This is a genomic window from Enhydrobacter aerosaccus, from assembly GCF_900167455.1.
Classification (GTDB): domain Bacteria; phylum Pseudomonadota; class Alphaproteobacteria; order Reyranellales; family Reyranellaceae; genus Reyranella; species Reyranella aerosaccus.
Genome location: NZ_FUWJ01000002.1, coordinates 103,687 through 127,322, shown reverse-complemented (window position 1 = coordinate 127,322; position 23,636 = coordinate 103,687). Strand labels below are relative to the sequence as shown.

At 64.0% G+C, this 23,636-nt stretch carries 22 protein-coding genes; 11 read left to right on the top strand and 11 right to left on the bottom strand.

Features of this window, described 5'->3' with window-relative positions:
* Positions 1-7: 7 nt before the first annotated feature.
* A complete protein-coding gene (locus B5D62_RS09870; RefSeq protein ID WP_085933714.1) occupies positions 8-1,255 on the bottom strand; it encodes an amino acid ABC transporter substrate-binding protein in 1,248 nt (415 codons plus the stop codon).
* A 140-nt stretch (positions 1,256-1,395) separates the two neighbouring features.
* On the opposite strand from B5D62_RS09870, the gene B5D62_RS09865 reads away from it, so the two are divergent.
* Both B5D62_RS09865 and B5D62_RS09860 read left to right on the top strand, forming a co-directional pair.
* Positions 1,396-3,291, top strand: coding sequence for an AMP-binding protein (locus tag B5D62_RS09865; protein ID WP_085933713.1), 1,896 nt, complete (start codon positions 1,396-1,398; stop codon positions 3,289-3,291).
* Between the two features lie 10 nt (positions 3,292-3,301).
* Positions 3,302-3,766, top strand: coding sequence for a nitroreductase family deazaflavin-dependent oxidoreductase (locus tag B5D62_RS09860; protein WP_085933712.1), 465 nt, complete (start codon positions 3,302-3,304; stop codon positions 3,764-3,766).
* Between the two features lie 26 nt (positions 3,767-3,792).
* Here B5D62_RS09860 and B5D62_RS09855 read toward each other — a convergent pair whose 3' ends face one another.
* From B5D62_RS09855 to B5D62_RS09840, 4 genes are read right to left on the bottom strand one after another with little or no spacing between them, the layout of a single operon-like run.
* Complete coding sequence (locus B5D62_RS09855) at positions 3,793-4,746, bottom strand: LLM class F420-dependent oxidoreductase (protein WP_085933711.1); 954 nt, start codon at positions 4,744-4,746, stop codon at positions 3,793-3,795.
* 4 nt (positions 4,747-4,750) lie between these two features.
* Positions 4,751-5,101: an EthD domain-containing protein gene (locus B5D62_RS09850; RefSeq protein WP_085933710.1), complete on the bottom strand. Its 351-nt coding sequence runs from the start codon at positions 5,099-5,101 to the stop codon at positions 4,751-4,753.
* A 10-nt stretch (positions 5,102-5,111) separates the two neighbouring features.
* Positions 5,112-6,005, bottom strand: coding sequence for a TauD/TfdA dioxygenase family protein (locus B5D62_RS09845; RefSeq protein WP_085933709.1), 894 nt, complete (start codon positions 6,003-6,005; stop codon positions 5,112-5,114).
* A 41-nt stretch (positions 6,006-6,046) separates the two neighbouring features.
* A complete protein-coding gene (locus tag B5D62_RS09840; protein WP_085933708.1) occupies positions 6,047-6,661 on the bottom strand; it encodes an NIPSNAP family protein in 615 nt (204 codons plus the stop codon).
* 101 nt (positions 6,662-6,762) lie between these two features.
* Here B5D62_RS09840 and B5D62_RS09835 point away from each other — a divergent pair, with 101 nt between their 5' ends.
* Entirely contained in the window at positions 6,763-7,707 is a 945-nt protein-coding gene (locus B5D62_RS09835; RefSeq protein ID WP_218191021.1) for a VOC family protein, read from the top strand.
* A 12-nt stretch (positions 7,708-7,719) separates the two neighbouring features.
* Here B5D62_RS09835 and B5D62_RS09830 read toward each other — a convergent pair whose 3' ends face one another.
* Positions 7,720-8,820, bottom strand: coding sequence for a TIGR03617 family F420-dependent LLM class oxidoreductase (locus B5D62_RS09830; RefSeq protein ID WP_085933707.1), 1,101 nt, complete (start codon positions 8,818-8,820; stop codon positions 7,720-7,722).
* 3 nt (positions 8,821-8,823) lie between these two features.
* Positions 8,824-9,693, bottom strand: coding sequence for an LLM class F420-dependent oxidoreductase (locus tag B5D62_RS09825; RefSeq protein WP_085933706.1), 870 nt, complete (start codon positions 9,691-9,693; stop codon positions 8,824-8,826).
* 104 nt (positions 9,694-9,797) lie between these two features.
* On the opposite strand from B5D62_RS09825, the gene B5D62_RS09820 reads away from it, so the two are divergent.
* Positions 9,798-10,673, top strand: coding sequence for an SDR family NAD(P)-dependent oxidoreductase (locus B5D62_RS09820; protein WP_085933705.1), 876 nt, complete (start codon positions 9,798-9,800; stop codon positions 10,671-10,673).
* Entirely contained in the window at positions 10,673-11,818 is a 1,146-nt protein-coding gene (locus B5D62_RS09815; protein WP_085933704.1) for a DSD1 family PLP-dependent enzyme, read from the top strand. Before B5D62_RS09820 ends, B5D62_RS09815 begins: the two co-directional genes overlap by 1 nt.
* A 4-nt stretch (positions 11,819-11,822) precedes the next feature.
* On the opposite strand, the gene B5D62_RS09810 is transcribed toward B5D62_RS09815, so the two are convergent.
* On the bottom strand, positions 11,823-12,614 hold the full coding sequence (locus tag B5D62_RS09810) for an SDR family NAD(P)-dependent oxidoreductase (protein ID WP_085933703.1): 792 nt from the start codon (positions 12,612-12,614) through the stop codon (positions 11,823-11,825).
* Positions 12,615-12,641: 27 nt separating this feature from the next.
* On the opposite strand from B5D62_RS09810, the gene B5D62_RS09805 reads away from it, so the two are divergent.
* Positions 12,642-14,084 carry a cytochrome P450 gene (locus B5D62_RS09805; protein WP_085933702.1) on the top strand — a complete coding sequence of 481 codons (1,443 nt, stop codon included), beginning with the start codon at positions 12,642-12,644 and terminating at the stop codon, positions 14,082-14,084.
* Positions 14,077-15,129, top strand: a complete 1,053-nt coding sequence (locus tag B5D62_RS09800) for a class I SAM-dependent methyltransferase (protein ID WP_170920864.1) — start codon at positions 14,077-14,079, stop codon at positions 15,127-15,129. Before B5D62_RS09805 ends, B5D62_RS09800 begins: the two co-directional genes overlap by 8 nt.
* A 22-nt stretch (positions 15,130-15,151) precedes the next feature.
* Here the strand turns inward: B5D62_RS09800 and B5D62_RS09795 are convergent, their stop codons facing one another.
* Both B5D62_RS09795 and B5D62_RS09790 read right to left on the bottom strand, forming a co-directional pair.
* Entirely contained in the window at positions 15,152-16,339 is a 1,188-nt protein-coding gene (locus B5D62_RS09795; protein WP_085933700.1) for an MFS transporter, read from the bottom strand.
* Positions 16,339-17,463, bottom strand: a complete 1,125-nt coding sequence (locus B5D62_RS09790) for a CaiB/BaiF CoA transferase family protein (protein WP_085933699.1) — start codon at positions 17,461-17,463, stop codon at positions 16,339-16,341. Before B5D62_RS09790 ends, B5D62_RS09795 begins: the two co-directional genes overlap by 1 nt.
* 107 nt (positions 17,464-17,570) lie before the next feature.
* Here B5D62_RS09790 and B5D62_RS09785 point away from each other — a divergent pair, with 107 nt between their 5' ends.
* Positions 17,571-18,773, top strand: a complete 1,203-nt coding sequence (locus B5D62_RS09785) for a CaiB/BaiF CoA transferase family protein (protein WP_085933698.1) — start codon at positions 17,571-17,573, stop codon at positions 18,771-18,773.
* A 70-nt stretch (positions 18,774-18,843) separates the two neighbouring features.
* Here B5D62_RS09785 and B5D62_RS09780 read toward each other — a convergent pair whose 3' ends face one another.
* The gene (locus B5D62_RS09780; RefSeq protein WP_139373889.1) at positions 18,844-19,542 is read right to left on the bottom strand and encodes an OmpW/AlkL family protein; all 699 of its coding nucleotides are present in this window, start codon (positions 19,540-19,542) and stop codon (positions 18,844-18,846) included.
* Positions 19,543-19,995: 453 nt separating this feature from the next.
* Between B5D62_RS09780 and B5D62_RS09775 the strand changes: the two genes are divergently transcribed.
* The 3 genes from B5D62_RS09775 to B5D62_RS09765 are packed head-to-tail and all read left to right on the top strand — an operon-like array spanning position 19,996 to position 23,587.
* Positions 19,996-21,192: an acyl-CoA dehydrogenase family protein gene (locus B5D62_RS09775; RefSeq protein WP_085933696.1), complete on the top strand. Its 1,197-nt coding sequence runs from the start codon at positions 19,996-19,998 to the stop codon at positions 21,190-21,192.
* 14 nt (positions 21,193-21,206) lie between these two features.
* A complete protein-coding gene (locus B5D62_RS09770; protein WP_085933695.1) occupies positions 21,207-22,403 on the top strand; it encodes an acyl-CoA dehydrogenase family protein in 1,197 nt (398 codons plus the stop codon).
* A gap of 41 nt (positions 22,404-22,444) precedes the next feature.
* On the top strand, positions 22,445-23,587 hold the full coding sequence (locus tag B5D62_RS09765; RefSeq protein ID WP_085933694.1) for an acyl-CoA dehydrogenase family protein: 1,143 nt from the start codon (positions 22,445-22,447) through the stop codon (positions 23,585-23,587).
* The last annotated feature ends 49 nt before the right edge of the window (positions 23,588-23,636 follow it).

Sequence of the window (23,636 nt, the reverse complement as noted above, 5' to 3'; positions counted from 1 at the left end):
TGGGGACTCACGGGCGCGGATAGACCGGCTTGCCGGTGGCGACGTCGTGAGGATAGACGGCGACGAACTTCAGATGACCGTGGTCGTCGAGTTCGAGTTGGCCGAGCGGGGTCAGCTCGCCGATCTGGCCGCCCATGTCATCGAGGGCGAAGGTGCCATCGAGGGTCTTGAGCTGGCCCGACAGGCTGAACACGGCACGGCGCAACTCCATCTGGTCGAGACTGGTCGCCACCGACAGGGTCTTCTCGATCACCAGTGCCGTCGTATAGCCGGCCACCGCGTTGAAGCCGAACTCGACCTTGCCGTCGGGGAAGCTCTTGTTCCACAGCGCCCGGAACTCCGGCATCTTCATGCCGAAATTCACCGGATAGTCGAGCTCGGACGGCGGCACGTAGGTGAAGACGTGCTGCAGGCCCTTCACGCCGACATTCTTCTCCAGGAGCTCGGTCTCCAGGCCCGGATAGATGCAGAACAGCCATTTGAACTTCACGCCAACCTCATTGACGTTGCGCAGGAAGGCGATGTCGTTCGGAGCGTAGCCGAGATGGATCACCGCATCCGGCTGCTTGGCGCGGATGTTGTTGATGATGACCGTGTAATTGGTCGTCTCGGTCGGCACGCCCTGGTCGTAGACGATCTCCACCGGTGCGCCGGAGTCCTTGATGAACTTGCGCACCGCATTGGCCTGGGTGCCCGTGAACTCGTTGGTCGAGTAGAGGATCGCGATCTTCTTGATGCCGAGCGCCGGCCCGTCCTGCGTCAGGAAGTCGGCCACCGGCTTGGGCCAGATGGTCGAGACCGGGTCGGCCATCAGCGCGATATAGGGATTGTCCTTGGAGAAGAAGCTGGCGCCGGTGCCGGTCTGATCGAACAGGAACATCTTGTGATCGCGGGCGATCGCGACCGCGGGAGCGGTCAGCACGGATCCCGAATCGGCGACCAGGAGGTCGACCTTGTCTTGCGTGATCAGCTGGTTGTAGAGGGTCGAGGCGGTCGCCGTGTTGCTCTGGTCGTCATAGGCGACGAGCTTGATCGGGATCTTCTTGTCGAAGGCCTTCACATAGACGCCGCCGTCGGCATTCTTCTGGTCGACCCACAGCTTCAACGCACTGTGCACCGGCATCGAAATCGAGGCGTATCGCCCCGATGACGCGTAAAGCGTACCGATCTTGATTTCGGCGGGCGGTTCCGCCGCCAATACCGGCGCGGCGAGCAGGCATGCCGCGGCAAAGGCCGAGGCCAATTTACGGATCATTGGGGTTTCCTCATGAATTTCGGCGGCGGAAGCTAGCACCGCACCTCCGGGCGAAAAAGCCACAAGGCGCCGCACATATCCCGGTGGACGGAAATGCCCGCCGGGGCAGTGACTTGCCGGGGCGACGGCGGCGGGCCTAGATGTCGACCAAAGTGCTGTGGGAGGAAAAAGTAGTGGACAGCGTACTGCGCGCACCGTTCAAGCCGGTGGAGTTCCTGAGCCGGGACGTGCGTCTCGATCGCCGACCGGATGGCACTCTTTTGTTGCGGTCCAATCACAAGCTGAAGCCCTACGAACGGCATGTTCCTGCCTTTCTCGCCCGGTGGGCTGCGGCGGCGCCGGAGCGGATCTGGCTTGCCCAGCGGCGGGGCCCGGCGCGCGAATGGCTGAAGGTCACTTACGGCGAGGCCAAGGGGCAGGTCGATGCGGTGACGCAAGCGCTGCTGGACCGCGGATTTGGCCCCGAAAAGCCGATCATGATCCTGTCGTCGAACTCGATCGAATTCGCGCTGCTCACCATGGCTGGGATGCAGGCGCGGGCACCGGTTGCACCGGTGTCGCCGGCCTACTCCATCCTGAGCCAGGACCACGCCAAGCTTCGTTACGTTTTCGACCTCATCAGGCCGGGCCTGGTGTTCGTGCAGAACGGCGAGATCTACGCCGGCGCACTCGCGGCGCTCGACCTCGCGGGCGTGACCGTGGTCCATGTCGACAAAGCGCCACCGCAGACGCAATCGCTGCCCTGGAGCGAGTTGGTTTCGACCCGGCCGACGGCAGCCGTCGCGCAATCGATCGCCGCCATCGAACCCGGCACGATCGGCAAATTCCTCTTCACCTCGGGCAGCACAGGAATGCCCAAGGCCGTCATCAATACCCAGGAGATGATGTGCGCCAATATCGCCATGGGCCAGATGGCCCGCACGCGTCATCCGGATGAGCCACCGCCGGTAAACCTGGATTGGCTACCGTGGAACCACACGATGGGCGGCAATGCGACCTTCCAGGGCAACCTTGCCGAGGGCGGCACGACCTGGATCGACGACGGCAAGCCCTTGCCGGGCCTGTTCGAGGAGACGCTGCGTAATCTGCGCGAGATCTCGCCGACCTCCTTCGCCAACGTTCCGGCCGGCTATGCCATGCTGGCGACGGCGCTCGAAAAGGACGATCTTCTGGCGGAAAGGTTCTTCAGGAACCTGAATAGCCTTGCCTATGGCGGCGCCACGCTGCCTCACGATCTTTACGAGCGGATGGAAGCGCTCGCGGTAAGGCATACAGGCTATCGACTGCCGTTCATCACCGGCTGGGGAGCGACCGAAACCGCGCCGACGGCGACATCTGTGCACTGGGCGTCGGAGCGCGTCGGCCTGATCGGTCTTCCTTATCCGGGCGTGCAGCTCAAGCTGGTGCCGACCGGGGAGGATGGTCGCTACGAGGTGCGCCTCAGGAGCGTGATCGTGACGCCGGGCTACTACAAGCGACCGGATCTCACCGCCGCTGCCTTCGACGAGGAAGGTTTCTACAAGATCGGAGATGCCGCCCGCTTCGTCGATTCGCATGACCCCAATCAAGGATTGATCTTCGACGGCCGCGTCGTCGAGGATTTCAAATTGACCAGTGGCACGTTCGTGCTGGTCGGCACATTGCGCGCCAATGCCATCGCGGCGGCGTCACCGGTGCTGCAGGATGCCGTCGTTTGCGCACCAGATCGCGAGTATGTGGGCCTGCTCGGTTTTCCCAACATCGCTGCCTGCCGGCGAATCGCTGGTGACACCGGATCTGCCCTGACCATCGCGCAGCTTCTGGAACATCCCGCCGTGATCGAGATGCTGAAGGGCGGCCTGGCCCGCATGAATGCCGAGGGACGGGGTTCCTCCATGCAGGTGCGGCGCGTTATGCTGATGGAAGAACCGCCGTCGGTGGACGGCCACGAGATCACCGACAAGGGCTACATCAACCAGCGGGCGACGCTCGAACGCCGCAAGGCGCTGGTGGAGCGGCTGTACAGAGGCGGTGCCGACGTAATCGAGATCAACTGAGGAGACGGCGATGACTGAAGCGAAGCTCCCACCCAATCTGCCGCAATGGATGAAGGACCATGCCGATCGCTATATCAAGAGCGGCGGCTCCGACGGCCACCTGTACACGATCAACAATCCCGGCCAGCCTGCCCGCACCGTTCCGGCGCTCCTGCTGACGACCACCGGTCGCAAGTCGGGCGACAAATGGATGTTCCCGCTCTTCTATGGCAAAGCCGGAAACAACTACTTCGTCATCGCCTCGAAGGGCGGTGCGCCGGAACATCCCGGCTGGTACCGCAACATGCAGGCCAATCCCGATGTCGATATCCAGGTCGGAACGGCGAAGATGAAGGCCCGTGCGCGCACCGCACAAGGTGAGGAACGCAAGCGTTTGTGGGATCAGGCGGTGTCGTTCTTCCCGCCGTACGCCGACTACGAGAAGAAGGCCGGCTCGCGGGAAATTCCCGTGGTCGTGCTCGAGCCGGTGCGCTGACTCGCGATCCGGCCTGAAGGGCCGGGTCAGATCTTCTCGATGACCGCCGTCCTGAACCGGCGCATTTCGGCGAGCATGTCCGAGGCGTCCGGACGGCCGAAGTCGATATCGATGGCGGTGACGCCGATCTCCCGCAGGTCACGCAGATCGCGCACGATATCGTCGTCGGTACCGGAGAAAAGCCGCCGCTCGCCATCCGAGGCTAAGGGCGGGACGACCGTACCATAGCGCTTCACGCGATAGGCGATACCGACGGCGGCCGGGCCGCGGCCGGCCTCGGCGGCAGCCTTGCGCAAGCGCGCGATACCGGCCTGCAGCCGCGGCAACGAATCGAGCAGATGCTGGTTGTTGCTGCCGATCGGATACCAGGCATTGCCGACGCGGGCGGCGCGACGCAAGGCGGGAGGGCCTTCTCCTCCGACCCAGATCGGTGGATGCGGGCGCTGTACCGGCTTGGGTTCCAGCACGATGCCGTCGAAGCGGGTATAGCGGCCGTTGAAGCGCGGCCGGGCCTCGGTCCAGAGCACGCGGAAAGCGTCGATATATTCGTCGGTGACCTTGCCGCGCTCGCCGAAGGGCGTGGTCGCGACGGCATCGAACTCGGTCTTGAGCCAGCCGGCGCCGATGCCGACGACAAGACGTCCGCCCGAAAGCACATCGAGCGTGGCGAGCATCTTGGCAGCCAGCACCGCCGGGCGATGAGGCACCACCAGGACCGCGGCGACCAGGCGGATGCGCGAGGTCTTGGCAGCGATGTAGGCCATGCCGATCAGCTGCTCGTGCCGTTCGGTCGGCGCTTCCTCGTAGAAGGAGCCGCTTTCGGAATAGGGATAGCCGGGTACTGCCGTGTCCGGCAGGACGACATGATCGGTGAGGGTCAGGTAGTCGAATCCCATCGCTTCGCCTTCGGTCGCGATCTTTGTCATCGTCGCGACCGAGGAGAGCGGACCCGAGTTCGGCAGGTTGAAGCCGATCTGCATGAGGTCAGAGGACCTTGCGGACGACGTGTCTCCGGTTGGAGGTGAAGGGTCGTACCTCCGTTGGCCAGCGACCCTTTTCGACGGCCGCCGCCCACTCTTTGCTCAGCAGCACGTCGGGGCTGTCGATCTCGTAGAGCGCCACATAGCTTGCCTGGCCGGCGCCATCGAGGGGTTTGCGTTCGCCCCCGAGCATGAAGGCGGCAGGCTCGGTCTTGAGACGCGTCACGGAGTGCACGCCCGGCACCTTCTTCAGAAGAGGGACGTGCTCGGTGTCATAGACCTCGTTGAACAAGGCTTCCTTGTCCTTTGCCACATCCATGCTGACGACGAAGAGATACTTGGTGGCTATCGGCATGTGCTGCTCCTCATGCGGCCTTTGCTTCGACTTGTTCGGCGGTGGGGCCATCTCCGGCCAGTGTCGTGCGGCGCATGTCGCGCGGTTCGCTGGCCGGGAAAGGTCGGGCACGATGCATGGTCTGACGATTGTCCCACATCACCAGGTCACCGACGCGCCATTTGTGCGTATAGACGAACTCCCGCTGTGTCGCGTGCTCGATCAGGTCGCGCAGGAATCCGCGTGCCTCGGGCATTGGCCATCCGACGATGCTGCCGGCGTGGCTGGAAAGATACAGCGATTTGCGGCCTGTCACCGGATGGATGCGAACCATGCATTGCCGCACCGGCTTGAAGCGCTCCCGTTCCTCGTCGGTGAAGTCGAAGAAGCCGATGATCTGGCGCGAGAACATCTGCGAATGCTCGCACACCAGTGTCTCGACCTCGTTCCTGGTCTCCTCGTCCAGGGCATCGTAGGCGGCCCGCATGTCGGCGAATTGCGTGTCACCGCCTTTCGACGGGATGCTGACGGCCCGCAGCAGCGAGTATTTCGCTGGTATGGCCTTGAATGAGCTGTCCGAATGCCAAAGCCGGTTGCCGATCGCGAACAGCCGCCGGCGATCGTCGCGCGCGAAGGGGGCATTGTCCCGGTCGAGATTTGAAACGTCGGCGAAGGTGGTCGGCAGTCGGTAGTCGGCCGCGGCGCGCAGGCTGGTGCCAATGGCATGCTCGATCTCGCCCAGGCTCCGGGTGAAGGCGAGCTGCTGCTCGTCGTCGATGGTCTGATCCCGGAACACCAGAACGGCATATCGATCCATGCCGGCATGAATGGCCGCGACCTCGTCCGAGGTCAGTGGCCGGCGCATATCGACCCCCTCGACCTCTCCGGCGAAGCAGGGGCCGACCTGGCGAATGGTGATGGTCATGGCGCGTCTCCTTCCTGTGAACCGAGAACGCCCCGACCCTTTTACCGCAAGGGCGAGAACTTGGCCGGGACGGCGAAGATGCTCTGCTGTCGGCTGACGCTGGGATGGCGAGGGGGCGGCCAGTTGGGCGATTTCATCGCTTCGCCGCGCAGGCGCTCGCGTTCGCCCATGTTCTTGTAGGCCCAGACATGGACCCACTGGTTCAGCGCGCCAATGTCGGTGTAGCCGGCGAAGATCAGTGGCGACACGGCCGAGCGCTCCTTGATGCGCGAGGTCCATTCCTCGACGACTTTGGGAATCGCGCCCGGACCGTAGGTATAGGTGCGGAACTCGTAGAGGCTGCCGTGCTCTCCCGGCTCGAAGTGCGGAGAGAACGGTGCCGGATGCAGGATCTTCGATTCCATCTCGAGGATGAAGTCGGCGATCTTGGGAGGCCAGATCTTCTTTTCGACCGCTTCGGCGCGGATGCGGTCGCGCTCATTGAGATCCTTGTACGGCCAGATATGGATGATCTGATTGAGCGTTCCCACTTCGGTCCGCCAGAAGCCCGCCAACCGCGAAAGCTTGACGCGCTCGGGCAGGGCCACCGCGAAGGCCTCCTCGGCCTGCGGGACGGTGCCCGGCTTCAGAAGGTAGGTGCGTACTTCGAAGATCATCAGGCTCTCCCTGGTGGCAGCCGGCGGGCGCCAGTCCCGATCCCGCAACTTCGGCGCCGGAATTGCGCTAGAATGTCCGTGCGATCGAAGGGAGGCAAGAGATGGCCGGGCAATATGACCGCAGCGCGGAGGATGTCGGCAATATCGTCGCCCTGGAGCACGTGAACGTGCAAGTGCCGGACCAGGGGCTCGCAACGCTGTTCTATGTGAGCGGACTGGGGCTTACGCGCGATCCCTACATGATGACCAGCACAGACAATATGTGGATCAACGTCGGGCGCAGCCAGTTCCATCTCCCCACCGGAAAGCCACAACGGCTGAGGGGACACGTGGGCCTCGTCATTCCCGATCACGAATTTTTGTTGAACCGCCTGGAGCGGATGCGCAAGCTGCTGGAGGGCACGGCCTTCACCTTCAAGGCCCTGGGCGAGTACGTCGAGGCAACCTGTCCCTGGGGCAATCGCATCCGCTGCTACAGCCCGTCGGAGAGGTTTGCCGCCATGCCGCTCGGCATGGCCTACGTCGAGTTCGATGTGCCGATGGGCGCCGCCGATGGCATTGCGGCGTTCTATCGGCGCGTGTTCGGGACCATGGCGCGGGTGGACGGTTCAGGTCCTACGCCGGCTGCTTGCGTATCGGTCGGAGTCGGACAGGAGCTGATCTTCCGCGAAACGGCATCAGAGCTACCGGCCTACGACGGCCATCACATCCAGGTTTATATCGCCAATTTCTCCGGCCCCCATCGCGAGCTTCTCGACCGCGGCCTCGTCACCGAGGAGAGCAACCAGCACCAGTACCGCTTCCAGAACATCGTCGACCTGGCCAGCGGGACGCCGCTGTTCGAGATCGAGCACGAGGTCAGGAGCCTGCATAATCCGCTTTATGCCCGGCCCCTCGTCAATCGCAACCCCGTGCAGACCAATCGCAACTACGTGCCGGGACGCGACGATTGGGTGCCGGAGAGGGCGGCGCAGGAGATGGACGATCCGCGGCTGGCCACGCGCGCCCGCCGCTTCGAGGAAGCGACGCGACGTGCGGCCCGGTAGGTCGGCAGGTTCCTACGCGGCCTCGCCCAGGATGGTGCGGCGCACACCGTCGAGCGGTTGCGACTGGATCGTCTTGGCGAGATCGCGCAGGCGATGCTTGTCGGCATCGTTGGCAACGGCGATCGAAAATTCGCAATGCGTGACGACCTTGCCGAAGCGATCGCAAAGCTTCTGGGCGATCGTGTCGTAGGTGCCGATGGTTACGAAGGCGTGAAGGATGTCGTCGCTGATATGCTGCGGCATCTCCTCCCACTTCTGGGCACGTGACAATAGCTTCAGCCGATCGGCGAGATCGCCCAGGCCGAGATGGTCGAAGGCGGCGCGATATTGCGGCGTCGACGCATAGAAGGAGATGCGTGCCCGAACGTCGCGCACTTTTGGCACCAGCTCGGCCTCCGTGGCGGCGGCCGCGACCAACGGCTTCATGCAGACCTGGAAGTTGTCGAGCGAGCGGCCCGTCTTGGCCGCCCCCGTGCGCACGGCCGGCAGCATCACCTTCTCGATGTAGGAGGGTGTGCAGACGGGGTGGACCCGGATGCCATCGGCCACCTCGCCGGCAATTCGGCACAGGACCGAGTTCACGGCTGCGACATGGATCGGGATCTCGGGATGTTCAATTGGGCCCGGATTGAACAGCGGCACCATCAGGTTGAGATTGTAGTGCTCTCCCTCGACGTTGAGCGGCACGCCGTTCTGCCAGCAGTTCCACACCGCACGCACCGCCGCCACATATTCGCGCATCCACGGGCCCGCCGGCGACCATTGCAGGCCGTAGCGACGTTCGATATGCGCCCGGACCTGCGTGCCCAGTCCCAGCGTGAAACGGCCCCGGCTGAGCTTCTGCAACGTCCAGGCGCTGAGCGCGGTCACGGTCGGGCTGCGCGGGAAGGCGATGGCCACGGACGTGCCCAGCTTCAGCGTTTGAGTCGCCTCGGCGGCGAGCGCCATCAGGATGAAGGGGTCGTCCTTTGTTTCCTCGACGACCAGTCGGTCGTAGCCGATCTCTTCCAGCAGCCGCGCATCGCGACCGATACTGTGGAGATCGAGCGGGACTTCGGGCGCCCGCAGGCCCGGATCGACCTTGCCGAGCGGCAGCAGTGTCTCCAGGCGCATGTCTCAGGCCGCCCGCTTCACCAGCGAGCCGATTTCGGGCAGGCGCTTGTCCACCTGCTCCGGCTTCTGGCCGCCGAGATTGACGACGACGCGATGGACGCCCAGTTCGGCATAGCCTTGCATGGCGTCCATCGGCATCGATATCGGCGGCGTGATGATGATCTGGTACGAGGCTTCGCGCTTGCGCCCCGCCTTGGCGAAGGCGGCATCGAGCTTGGTCAGCATTTCCTTCGTGCGCGCGACATCGAGGTTGAAGCCGTACCATCCGGCGCCGAACTGCACGGCGCGGCGGAAGGCGGCATCAGCGTAGCCGCCGACGATGATCGGGATGTGGGGCTTCTGGATCGGTTTGGGATCGAGGCGCATGGTCTCGAACTTCACCCATTTGCCTGAGAAGTCGACGACGGGCTCCGTCCATAAACGCCGCATCACCTCCAGGAACTCGTCGCAGCGCGCGCCGCGATCTTCCCAGCGGTAACCGCAGGCCTCGACTTCTTCCTTGTTCCAACCCACGCCGATGCCGAAATCGAGACGGCCGTCGCTCAACCAGTCGAGCGTGCACATCTCCTTGGCCGTATAGATCGGGTTGCGTTGGGGCACGAGCGCGACGCCTGTGCCGAAGCGCAGCTTCCTCGTCGCGGCAGCGAGGAAGCCGAAGGTCGCCGTGACATCCAGCATGCCACCGCCCGGCGGCACCGGAATGCGACCATCCTTCGAGCCGGGATAGCCGTAGGTGTTCTTGTCGAACAGGGCGACGTGCTCGCCCATCCAGATCGAGTCGAGGCCCGCCTCCTCGGCGCGCCGGCCGAAGTCGCGAATCATCTGCGGTGTCGCGAGAGGCGACATGAAGGTGGCGAAGACTCCGACTTTCATTGGACGCTCCTCGGTGTGCGTTTGCCCGCTGGCGAGTTTTGCGAAACGCTAGGCTTGCCGGGCTGGCGGCGCAACTCCACGATGCCATCGGAGGGCGAAATCCAATGAAAAAGCTGGCTGGCAAAGTTGCGATCGTGACCGGCGGGGCAAGCGGCATGGGCCGTGCCACGGTGATGCGTTTCCTCGCCGATGGCGCCAAGGTGGTCGTCGCCGATCTCAACGAGCAGAACGGCGCCGAGACGATCTCCGTGGCCAGGGCACAAGGCCATGGCGACAGCGTGGCTTTCATCCGCACCGACGTTGCCCGGGAAGCCGATGTCGTCGCGATGGCCGCGGAGGCCGAGAAGCGCTTCGGTCGACTCGATATTGCCTATCTCAACGCCGGTGTGGGCGGTGCCTTTGGCCCCATCGCCGAAACCAGCGTCGAGGGCTGGGATTATACCTTCGCCGTCCTGACACGCTCGGTGTTCCTCGGCATGAAACATACCTCGCTGGCGATGAAGAAGCATGGGCAAGGAGGCGTCATCCTGGTGACCGCATCGATTGCGGGGATGGTCGGCGGCGGCGGAAGCCACGCCTATTCGGCGGCCAAGGCGGCCGTGATCAGCCTGATCGAGAATGTCGCGGCAGAGCTGGGGCCGGATCGCATCCGCGTGGTCGGTATCGCGCCGGGCGTGATCTCGACGCCGCTCGTCCATCGTGGCAAGCCCGAAAGATACGAGAAGCAGTTCAAGCAGCAGCCCTGGCCGGATCGCGGAGAGCCCGAGGACATCGCCGACGTGGCCGCATTCCTCTGTTCGAGCGACGCCCGCTTCATCACCGGCGAGACCGTGAAGGTCGATGGCGGGCTGCTGGCCCAGGGCGTGGCTCTCTGGGGCACCGGCGCCGACAATACCTTTATGAAGAGCGCCGGCGTCAATCGTGGTACGACCGGCGAAACCATGGTCGTCCGGACCCTTCAGTCAGGAGAAAGAAAGTAATGAGCGAAGCCGAGCGTCTTCATCGTCATCTGATCGGCCAGCAGGGATCGCGGCGTTCGTTGAACACGCCGGCACTGGTGCTCGATCTCGACATGCTCGATCGCAATATCGCCGAGATGGCCGCTTTCGCCGCCGCCCACAATGTAAAGTTGCGTCCCCACTCCAAGACCCACAAGTCGGCCGACATCGCCAGGCGCCAGATCGCCGCCGGCGCGCTTGGCGTGTGCTGCGCCAAACTGGGCGAGGCTGAGGCGCTGGCCGAGCAGGGCGTCGAGAACCTGCACATCACGTCGCCGGTGGTGACGCCTCAGGCGATCACGCGGCTGATCGAACTCAACGGCAAGGTGAAGGATCTGATGGTCGTGGTCGACCATCCGGCCAACGCGGAAGCGCTTGCCGCGGCAGCGGCCAAAGCCGGCAAGCCGCTGGCGGTGGTCGTCGATATCGATCCCGGCATCCATCGTACCGGCGTGGCGACGCCGGATGGCGTGGTCGACCTGGTGCGGAAGGTCGTCCAGCTCAAGGCGCTGAAATATGCCGGCGTGCAATTCTATTGCGGCCGTCATCAGCACATCGAGGGCTTTGCCGAGCGCAAGGCGGCCATCGAGGAGCGTACGGCCTATCTCAAGGGTATTCTTGCTAAGCTAGAGGCGGCGGGGCTGAAGCCCGCCATCGTGACCGGCTCCGGCACGGGCACGCATTTCATCGACGCCAAGCTCGGTGTCTTCACAGAACTACAGGTCGGCTCCTACGTGTTCATGGACCACGAATACAATGTCTGCGACCTGCGCGGGCTCGACAGGCCGACCTTCGAGCAGGCGCTGCAGATCGACGCGCGTGTGGTCAGTGCCAATACCGCAGGCATGGCCACGGTCGACGCCGGGCTCAAGGCGATGGCGACCGAGAAGGGGCCGCCGCCGATCCTGAAGGGCGCCGTCGAAGGCGCGACCACCCGCTTCATGGGCGACGAGCATCTCGCTATCATCGCTCCGGAAGGGAAGGCTGCGCCGGATCTCGGCGAGCAGGTCATCCTGGTGCCACCGCATTGCGACCCGACGGTGAACCTGTATGAGAGCTATCACGTCGTGAAGGGTGACACGCTGGTCGACATCTGGCCGGTTACGGCGCGCGGCCGCTCTCGCTGAGGCGCTAGGCGTCGAGGTGAAAGCGGAACAGCGACATCGTCTTCCGGCGCAGGAATTCCGGTGCCAGCAACGCGACCCTGCTCAGCCAGTAGAGCCAGATCGGAAAGCCGATCAGGCCTTTGTTGGCATCGAGACCTTTCAGGATCCGCCGGGCAGCGTCGGCTGCGGAAACTTCGCCAGGACGGGCGCCCCGGTGTTTGGCGACCATCGGCGTCGCCACATAGCCCGGGCAGACGACCATGACGTTGATGCCGCTCTCGGCGACAGCGTCGCGCAGGGCCACGCCATAGGAAAGCAAGGCGGCTTTCGAGGCGGAATAGGCCGGTGCATCCTGCAGCGGGGCTAGGCCCGAGAGCGACGCCATGAAGACGATCTCCCCCCGGCGCCGCTGAAGCATGCCGGGCAAGGCGAGATGCAAGGTGTCGATCGCTGCCACGAGGTTGATCTCGAGCAAGCGCTGCGCCGCCGCGCCGGTTTCGAGCGCGTTGTCCGCTGGCCGTCCGGTCATGATGCCGGCGTTCAGGACCAGCAAGTCGATGCCGTGTTCGCGCTCGAAGAGGGATATGAAGTCGGCCATCGCGGCGTGGTCGCAAATATCGATGACACCGACCTTGCACTGCGCGCCCTTGGCACGGCACGCATCGGCGATGGCATCGAGACGAGCCTCGTCGCGGCCGAGCAGCGCCAGGGTGCGGCCGGATGTTGACAATGCCTGCGCCAGGGCGGCGCCAATGCCGCTCGAAGCCCCCGTGATGAGGATCGACTTGCGCGGTTGGGGATGCCGGGATTGAACCATCACGGGGCGCCGATAAGATAGTCGGAGATGAGCGAATTCATTCCGCCGTATCCCTATCGGTTTCCGCACGAGCCGTCGATATGGCAGCGCCTCAAGGCTTGCCGAAAGAACCTGATCGGGATGTGGGCCGAGGGGGCGTTCGACTACGACTTCGTGAGCACGCAGGTCTTCAAGCAGCGGATCTTCGTTTGCAATACCCCGGAGACGGTTCAGTACGCCTTCAATACGCGCAACGCCGCCTTCGAACGCAAGAGCCCGTCGATGAGACACATGCTGCAGCCTCTGATCGATGACGGACTTTTCATCAGCGACGGCGAGGTCTGGCGCAAGCGCCGTCGCATCGTGGCCCCGATCATCCATGTCTCCAACACCAGCGCCTTCGCGCCGGTCATGACGGATACGGCACGCGAATTGGCCGATCGGTGGGGCGCACTGCCCGACGGGACGCAGATCGATGCTCTCGCGGAGATGGCCCAGCTCACGGCGGAAATCATCTGCCGAGCGATCTTCGGACAAAGGCTCGGCCAGGAACGCACCCACGAAATCGTCGAAGGCTTCACCGACTTCCAGAAATCCGTGAGTCTCATCGACATCCCGTCGCTGTTCGCATTGCCCGATTGGTGGCCGCGTCTGCGGCCGCGATCGCTGTTCAGGTCGACCCACCGCATTCAGCGGACCCTGGATGAGATCATCGAGGCCTGCCGCAATCGCGTCCCCGGGACCGAGCATTCCTTCATCCGCGCGCTGCTCGACGCCCGCGACGAGGAGACCGGTGAGCTGCTCAGCAACGACGCCATCCGCAATGAAGCCATTGTGATCTTCATGGCGGGCCACGAGACCACGGCAAACACCATGGCCTTTGCGTGGTTCCTACTGTCCCAGGCGCGCGACGTCGAAGCCCGCCTTCACGAAGAGCTCGATCGCGTGTTGGGCGGACGGACGCCTTCCCTGGAGGATGTGCCCAACCTCGTCTACACGCGCGCTATCATCGAGGAGACACTTCGTCTTTATCCGCCCATTCCGGTTCTGGCGCGCGAGGCGGTGAGCGACGAAGTCATCGAAGGACAAGCGGTTCCCAAGAGGTCCATGTTGCTCGTCGTCCCCTTCCTCCTGCACCGCAAGAGAGGGCTATGGGAGAAGCCGGATCACTTCATGCCGGAACGGTTCCTGCCCGGTGGTGGCGGTCCGCCATCGAAGTGGGCCTATGTGCCGTTCAGCATCGGACCGCGCATCTGCGCCGGCATGGCCTTCGGCCTGACGGAGGCGATCATCTGCCTGGCCACGCTTGCGCAGCGTTTCACGCTCGAGCTTGAGCCCGACCATGTCGTCGAGCCGGTCTGTCTGGTGTCGCTGCGGCCGGGCGAGCATCTGCCGATGCGAGTGCATCATCGCCGCCAGGCGGCAAAGCCAGCGATGCCGACGCAGGCGGAGAAGCCGTCGGCGATGGTCTGTCCGTTCGGCCATGGCTGATCTCGCCTCGATCGCAGCGGCCTTACAGCACGCCACCGACAAGGACGTGCTGGCGGCGTTTCCGGCTTACACGCGGCAGCCGCTCACGTTCGAGCTGAATGCGCTCGAGCGCATCCTGTTCCCGATCCTCAAGGTGCCGACCGAGGCGCTGATCCGCCTGCTGCTGCGGCCGCGCCGCGGCGCGGTGGGAGGCCTGGACCAGGCCGAAGTCGATGCAGTCTATGACAAGGAGGCTGCCGGCTACGACGTGAAGCACCACCGCACGACGCGTGGGCAGGACCTGTTCTGGCGGCGCGCTGCCGGGTGGCTGGTGGCATCCGCGCCCGAGCCGCGGCCGCGTGTGCTCGATCTGTGCACGGGAACGGGCCTCACGGCGTTGGAGATCGTGCGCGTGCTGGCCGAACATGGCCGCACGGCGGAGATCGTGGGGCTGGACTACAACGAAGCCATGCTCGTGGGCGCTCGCAATCGCCGCGAGTTCAAATCATCGAGCGCCATCTCGTTCGTGCGCGGCGATGCAACGAAAATGACGGGGCAAGTGCCCGCCGGGTTTCAGGCCCTGGCGCCGGCAAGCTTCGACATTGTGGTGCAGGTCTTCGGCATCGGCGGCATCGGTGATCCCGTCGCCGTCGCTGGCGAAGCCCTGTCCGTCCTGCGCGAGGGCGGGCGCTTCCTGTTGATCGACATGCACCGGCCGATCCTGGGCCTGCCCGGCGAAATCCCGCTGCCGGGAGCTTGGGTTCGCGTCCCACGCTATGAGCTCTATGCCTACGCCGATACGACGTTGCCGCTCGTCCTCTCTCGCCTCTGGGGATGGCGCGATCCGACTCTGGACTTCTACCTGGCCCCGCTGGTCTGTCGTGAGGAGGAGGGCGTGCCTTATGGCTTTCGCCTGCTGTGGCGGATCGTGGAGTCCGAGCGCTGGTGGTTCGGCCTGCCGATGATGCCCACGTGCCGTCTTCTCCTCGAAAAGGTCCGCCTCGACCGGACCGAATACGAACGCCGGCGTCGTATTTTGACTCTGATTGGCGCCGAGCCTTCCTGACACGACGACCTGTGAGCCGGCATCAGGCTTTCGACGGCAGCGCGCCAACTAGCATATTGCCGTTCCAGGTCCGCGCCAGAATCAGCAGTGCGGCCATGCCGATCGCACTGATCACCGTCATGCCGAGAAAGGCGTGCTGGCCGAAGCGGTCATAGAGCAGTCCGGCGAACTGGAAGATCACGGCCTGCGTCGCACCGGTGCCCAGCGCATAATAGAGGCTCTGGCCCAAGGCCACGCCGCTCGAGGGCAGGGCGCGCTGGATGAACGCCATGGCGCCGAGGTGGCAGGCCGCGAAGGTGCCGGCATGCAATATCTGCAGGAGAACGAGGGCCACCAGATCGTTGGTGAAGGCAAGGCCGGTCCGCCGCACCAGTCCGCATGCCAGGCCGATGCCGATCATGCCGGTGACACCGATGCGGCGAATCAGCCAACCGCTCAGCAGCATCATCAGGATCTCGACCGCGACGCTTTCGCCCCACAGCAGGCTGATCGTGACGTCGTCGATACCCGCGCCGCGCCAGGTGAGGGTGCCGAAACTATAGAGCACGGCATGGCTCGACTGGCAGAAACCGGCCGCGATCATGAACAGAAGGAACGGGCGCGAGCGGAACAGATCCCTTGTTCCGAACGGCGCATGGCCACCCGCCCCGATCGGATGGCTTTCGGCGGTCGGCAGGGCGAGGGCGAAAGGCACAAGGAACAGGATACCGGCGAGGCCGACATAGAGGACCCAGGGCGGCCCCAGCTCCTGCACGGCGAGCCCGCAGAGCAGCGTTCCGAGAATGAAAGCCACCGAGCCCCAGAGCCGGAGGCGACCGTAGACGAGTCCGCGTGCGCGCGCCTCGTTCACCAGCACGCCGTCGTAGAGGGCCATCGTCGGCGACCAGACCGCTCCCCAGATCAGGCCGACGAGCAGCAGGGCGAGGAACGTGTAGGAGACCTGGTACGCTCCCATCATGACCACCGCGGCGACGCTCAGGGCCAGCAGCATGCCGCGCAGATTGCCGAGCCGGTGGGCGAGGAAGCCGATGCCAAGCGTTGCTGCCACGCCCACGAACTGGCGGGTCATGAACAGCGTGCCGATCTCGGCATCGGAAATGCCGCGATTGCGCAGCCAGACCGGCCAGTAGCTCATGAAGGCGCCGGCGGCGAAGAAGTAGCCGGCACCGTAGCCCGCAAGCCGAAGCGCCGTCAGCCAGCGTGGCGGCATCAGGCTGCGAACTCGCGCCGTACCTGGTCGGTGTGCTGGCCAAGGGTCGGCACGTCGCCCAGCCGCGACGGCTCGCCGGTGTAGGTGGCGGCGAGCGCCGGCATGGAAACATCGCCCTTGGCTGTACCGAAACTCACGCGCTTGAGCTGCGGATGCTTGGAGAGGTCGGCCACCGAGCTCACGCGGGCCCAGGCAATCTGCGCCGCGTCGAGACGGGCGGCGAGACCGGCGAAGGTCTGCGCGCCGAAGCTCTGCTGCACGATCGCATTGGTCTGGTCGCGCCGGGCGTTGCGGGCCTTGTTGGTGGCGTAGTCGGGATCCTTCTCGAGGCCGGGCCGGTCGATCACCCCGTTGCAGAGGCGCTCGAACTCGCGGTCGTTCTGGATCGAGATCAGCACCGGAACCTTGTCGCCCGTCTCGTACACGCCGTACGGAGCAATGAAAGGATGAGTCAGCCCCAGCCGCGGCCAGTCGTAGGCGGAATAGTCCATGCCGAGCACCGGCACGGTCATCCACTCCGCCATGGAGGAGAACAGCGACACCGAGATGGCGCGGCCTTCGCCGGTCTTCTGGCGCGCCAGCAGCGCCTCGAGGACGGCGGCATGGGCATACATCCCAGTGCCGATATCGGTGGCCGAGATGCCGACCCGACCCGGCGCGTGCTCCGTGCCGGTGATCGAGGCGAGGCCGCTCTCGGCCTGGACGAGAAGATCGTAGGCCCGGCGGTTCTTGTAGGGACCGTGATCGCCGTAGCCGGATACGTCGACCGTGATCAGGCGCTCATGCAGGCTCCGCATCGCGGTCGAGCCAAAGCCGGCCCGATCCGCGGCGCCAGGCGCCAGGTTCTGGATCAGCACGTCAGCCTTGGCGATCAGCCGGTGGAGCAGGGCAAGATCTTCCGGCTGCTTGAAGTCGAGCGTCACCGACTGCTTGCCGCGGTTCAGCCAAACGAAATAGCTCGACAGGCCATGCACATAGGCATCGTAGCCACGGGCGAAATCACCCTCCGGGCGTTCGATCTTGATGACCCGCGCCCCCGCATCCGCCAGGCGAGCCGAACAGTAAGGGGCCGCCACCGCCTGCTCGACGCTCACTACCAGCAGGCCATCCAACGCTCCGGACATCCTTCTTCCTTCTGCCTTCTATCCGAGTTGCGCCGGCAACATGCATGATCGCCGTCCGCCGTGCCATAGTGACGGTCAAGGAAAGAGCAACTCGAAAAGGAGAGGAAATGCCGGGACCGCTGGCGGGCGTACGCGTGATCGATCTGACAGCCGTGTTGCTGGGGCCGTTCGCGACGCAGCATCTGGCCGATATGGGCGCCGACGTGATCAAGGTCGAGCCGCCGGAGGGAGACCTGTTGCGGGCATCGGGCGGATCGATGAGCCGCGACAAGAACATGGGGCCGATCTACATGGCCGCCAATCGCAACAAGCGTTCACTCTGCCTCGACCTCAAGCGGCCGGCGGCGGTGGAAATCCTGAAGGGGATGGTGAAGACGGCGGACATCTTCATCCACAACAGCCGACCGGCGGCGATCGAGCGACTGGGATTGGGTTATGAGGATCTGAAGAGGGTCAATCCGTCGATCATCTACGCCTATTCGCTGGGATACGCCCGCAAAGGACCGTATGGGCACAAGCCGGCCTTCGACGATCTTGTGCAAGGCGTGAGCGGCGCCGCATCCCTGCAAAGCCGGGTCGATGGCGGGCCGCCCCGTTTCATGCCGAGCCTGGTGGCGGACAAGACCACCGGCCTGCATCTCTGCATTGCGGTGCTGGGCGCCCTCTATCACCGCAAAGCGACGGGCGAGGGCCAGCTGATCGAGGTGCCGATGCTGGAGACCCTGACCTCGTTCTGGCTCACCGAGCATCTGTTCGGGGCGACTTGGACTCCGCCACGCGGCGACATGGGCTATGACCGGATCATCAACAAGTTTCGCCATCCGTTCCCGACGAAGGATGGCTATGTCTGTGCATTGCCCTACACGGACGCGCACTGGATCACCTTCTTCGAACTGGCGGGCCGCCCCGACCTCGCCAAGGACAAGAGATTCGTGGATCGTAACGAGCGCGCCAAGCATTTCAGCGAGCTCTATCAGGTGCTGGATTCGTTGCTGAAGCATCGGACGACGGAGGAATGGCTGGAGGCCTTCGACAAGGCCGACATTCCGGCGATGCCAGTCCATTCGATGGAGCAACTGCTGGAGGATCCGCACCTCACGGCAACGGGATTTTTCACCGACCGCGAGCATCCCAGCGAAGGGCCGATCAAGACCTTCGCCAGCCCGTTCGATTTCGAGAAGACCAAGGTCGAGTATCGGCGCCATGCGCCTCGGCTGGGCGGCGACGGGGTCGAGGTATTGCGCGAAGCCGGACTCAGCGACGCCGAGATCGAGAAACTGAAAGCAGATAAGACGCTGATCGTGCCTTGACGATCGCCATCAGCACGAAGCCCTCGGCCGTGAGACCGAGGGCTTCGGCAGGAAAAGAGATCGATCCGCTTTAGAAGCGGTAGGTGATGCCGGCGCCGAACAGCCAGGGATCGAGAGCGGCGGTGCCGCTGACATAGATGCTGTTGTTGACCCAGGCGTCGTAATTCGGGCGCAGGATCAGCTTCTTGACGTCGAAGTTGATGCCCCAATGCTTGTCGATCATGTAGTCGAAGCCGGCCTGCGCTGCGAAGCCAGCGGTATTGTGGATGTTCAGGTTGGTGATCGCGAGGCCGCCTGGCGTATAGGCGCCTGCCGGCTGCTGGCCGAAGAAGAACGTATAGTTGATGCCGACACCGAGATAGGGCTGGAAGCGGCCGAAGTCGGTGAAGTGGTATTGGACCGTCAGGGTCGGGGGAAGCAGCCAGGTGCTGCCGACATCGAGACCGGTCAGGGCTCCATTGCCGGTGATGTGATTCTGGCTCACGCCCAGGATCAGTTCGGCCGAAATGTTACGAGTGAAGTAGTACGTGATGTCCAGTTCGGGGACGACCGAGTTGCCGACGGAGAGGCCGGAATTCGGGGTCGAGAGCGCCGGCACGCCTTGAACGGTGGCCGTGGCCGAGGAGGTGTCCGTCACGACACCCAGCGCACGCAGGCGAATCTGCCAGCGGCTCCAGTCCTGTATATCCGACGAATTGGTCGAAGCGGCCTGAGCTTGCGTCGTTACCGTGTCGTCCGCCTTCGCCGGCTGCCACAACACGCAGGTCATGAGAGTTGCCGCCGCCGCAGCACGCGCGATGAGTGTTATTTTCATTCGGAATACTCCTGCTTTCAACGTCGCGGCGAACGATATGGATGGCGGGAGCAGCGGAGTTGATCTGGATCAAATTGCGGCGAGATGAAGCCGGAACCGTTGCCAGTTCGCCACATTCGCCGCGCCGAAAACGCGTCATCGCGTGAAGATGAGACGCGGTCGAAACGGTGGCATCGTATGATGCGTCGCGGTCGCGCGCGGTAGTCGATCTGGGACAGTCGAGAGAGGGTCCGGCCACAGTCCCGATGGCGGATGGAACCAATTTCCGTTGAACTTTCTTACGGAAAGCTGTTCCGCGTCGCGGCGCTATCAGCCGCGAACCGGTATCTCCGCGCTTGTCCAAGGCGGGTCGGCCGTTAAACTCCGGCGCCACAAAATTTGTCAGCTGCCGGAGCCCGGGAGGGGCCTATGGATCTCGCTTTTACAGCGGAAGAACAGAAATTTGCCGATGACGTGCGCACCTTCGTGAAGGCCAACCTGCCGGCCGATGTGCGCGACAAGGTGAAGAACGGCAAGCATCTCGGCCGCGACGATTACATGCGCTGGCAGCAGGCGCTCGGGAAGAAGGGTTGGCTGGTCTACACTTGGCCCAAGAAACATGGCGGTCCGGGCTTCACGCCGGCCCAGCGTTACATTTTCGAGAACGTCTGCGCCGAGGAGTATGCGCCTGGCATCATTCCGTTCGGCACCAAGATGGTCGGGCCGGTGATCTACACGTTCGGCAGCGACGAACAGAAGGCGAAGTTCCTTCCCGCCATCCGAGAGAGCACCGTCTGGTGGTGCCAGGGCTATTCGGAGCCAGGCTCGGGCTCGGATCTCGCCAGCTTGCGTACCAAGGCCGAGAAGCACGGCGATCATTACATCGTCAACGGATCGAAGACCTGGAACACGATGGGCCACTGGGCCGACTGGATCTTCTGCCTCGTGCGCACCGATCCGAAAGCCAAGCCGCAGGAAGGCATCTCGTTCCTGCTGATCGACATGAAGACGCCCGGCATCACCGTGAAGCCGATCATCATGGCCGATGGCGGCCACGAGGTGAACGAGGTCTTCTTCGACAACGTGAAGGTTCCGGTTGCCAACCTCGTCGGCAAGGAGAACGAGGGCTGGACTTGCGCCAAGTTCCTGTTGGCCAACGAGCGGCTGGGCATCGCCGCCGTCCCGCAATCCAAGCGTGGGGTCGAAGCGCTGAAGGACATCGCCCGGGCCGAACAGGACAACGGCAAGCCGTTGATCGAGAATCCCAGCTTCGCCGAGAAGATCGCCGATCTCGAGATCCAGGTGACGGCCCTCGAATTCACGGAGCTGCGCGTATTGTCGCAGATGGCGCAGGGCGGCCAGCCCGGGCCCGAGGTGTCCGGCCTCAAGATCCGCGGTTCCGAGATCCAGCAGCGGATCACCGAACTCACCATGGAAGCGGTGGGCGAGTATGCCGCGCCCTATCTGCCAGGCCTGCTGTGGCACGGCTCCAACGAGGAGCCGGTCGGCCCGGAATACGCCCATCTCACTGCGCCGCGTTACTTCAATACGCGCAAGACCACGATCTACGGCGGCAGTAACGAGATTCAAAAAGGCATCATCAGCAAGATGGTGCTCGGTCTGTAAAGCGGGAGGAGGCGATGGACCTCGCATTGAAGCCTGAGCATCAGGCCTTTGCCGACGAAGTGCGCGACTTCGCCCGCAACAACCTGTCGCCAACGACGAAGGCCAAGACCTTCGCAGGCAAGCATTACGATCGCGCCGACCATGTCGACTGGCAGAAGGCACTCGGTCGCAAGGGTTGGCTGCCCTATACGTGGCCCAAGAAGTACGGCGGCCCGGGCTGGGACGTGACGCAACGCTTCCTGTTCGAGAATGTGCTCGCCGAAGAGGGGGCGCCGCGCATCATCCCGTTCGGCGTCAAGATGGTCGGGCCGGTCATCTACACCTTCGGGACCGACGAGCAGAAGGAACGCTTTCTGCCCGGCATCCGCAGCTCCGACGTCGCCTGGTGTCAGGGCTATTCCGAGCCGGGCGCGGGATCCGATCTCGCCAACCTGCGCACACGCGCCGTACGCGAGGGCGACTACTACATCGTCAACGGACAGAAGACCTGGACCTCCTTTGCCCATTGGGCCGACTGGATCTTCTGCCTGGTCCGCACCAATCCGGACGCCAAGCCGCAGGAAGGCATCTCCTTCCTGCTGATCGACATGAAGACCCCAGGCGTGTCGGTTCGTCCCATCATCATGATGGACGGCGCGCACCACGTGAACGATGTCTTCCTCGATAATGTGAAGGTTCCGGTGGCCAACCGCATCGGCAAGGAGGGCGAGGGCTGGACCTGCGCCAAGTTCCTGCTCGCGAACGAGCGATTGGGCATCGCCGAGGTCCCGGCCTCGAAGCGCGGCGTGCGCTCGCTGCGGGATATCGCGCGCACGGAACCGCAGAACGGCCGTACTTTGGCCGACGATCCGGCCTTCGCCGCCCAGATTGCCGATATCGATCTGCAGGTGCAGGCTCTGGAGATGAGTGAACTGCGGGCGCTGTCGACCATGGCGCTGGGCGGGGCGCCCGGGCCGGAAGTCTCCACACTGAAGATCCGTGGGTCCGAGATCCAGCAACGCATCGCCGAGCTGACCATGGAGGCGGTGGGCGAATATGCCCAGCCGTACCAGCCCGGCATGCTGTTCCACGATACCAACGAGACGCCGATCGGTCCGGACCATGCGCCGCCGGCGGCGCCGCGCTATTTCAACATGCGCAAGACCAGCATCTACGGCGGCAGCAACGAGATTCAGAAGAACATCGTGTCCAAGATGGTGTTGGGCCTCTAGGCTTTGGCGCTATAAGAAACGCAAGATTTCGGAGGAGAAAGATGGATCTGTCCCTGTCCGACGAACAGAAGCAGCTGCAGGATGCGGCCGAACGCTTTGTTCGCGACAAATATACTTTCGAGAACCGCCGCAAGATCGTCGCGACGGACCGCGGGTGGTTGCCGGAAAACTGGGCGCAGATGGCCGAACTCGGCTGGCTCGGCATGTCCTTCAAGGAAGAGGATGGCGGCTACGGCGGCGGTCCGATCGAGACCATGATCGTCATGGAGCAGTTCGGCAAAGGCCTGGTGCTGGAGCCGTTCCTGCCGACAGTGGTGCTGGGCGGCGGCATGATCGCCGCGGCCGGCAGCGCCGCGCAGAAGGAGGCGCTGCTGACGCCCATGATCGAGGGCAAGAAGCAGTTCGCCTTCGCCTGGCTGGAGCGCCAGAGCCGCTACAATCTCGCCGACGTCTCGCTCAAGGCGACCAAGGATGGCAGTGGCTGGTCGCTGTCGGGCCACAAGGGCGTGGTCTACAACGCCGCTTCGGCCGATCAGATCATCGTGCTTGCCCGCACCGCCGGCGGTGCGCGCGAGGAAAAGGGCCTGACCCTGTTCCTGGTCGATGGCAACGCCAAAGGCCTGTCGCGCCGCGACTACCCGACCCAGGATGCACTGCGCGCATCCGAGCTCACCTTCGACAAGGTGTCGGTCGGTGCCGATGCCGTGCTGGGAACGGTCGATGCCGCCTTCCCGGTGGTGGAGGATGCGGTGGACCGCGCCATCGTCGCGCTCTGCGCCGAGGCGACCGGCTGCATGGACGCCATCAACGCCGCGACCCTGGAATACATCAAGACTCGCAAGCAGTTCGGGGTGCCGATCGGCAAGTTCCAGGTTCTGCAGCATCGCATGGTGGATTGCTTCACCAACGCGCAGGAAGCCCGCTCGATGACGCTGATGGCGTCCCTCAAGATCGAGGACAAGGATCCCGTCGTGCGCCACAAGGCCGCCTCGGGCGCCAAGGTCCAGATCGGCAAGTCGGGCAGGTTCTGCGGCCAGAGCGCCGTGCAGATGCATGGCGGCATGGGTGTGACGGACGAGCTTTCGGTCAGCCATTACTTCAAGCGGCTGACGATGATCGACCTGATATTCGGCAACCAGCAGCATCATCTGACGCGGTACAGCAACCTCGCCATGGCGGCGTAAGCCGTGCTGGAGACGCGCGACACCTGTCGCGCGTCTTTGCCGACCCTGA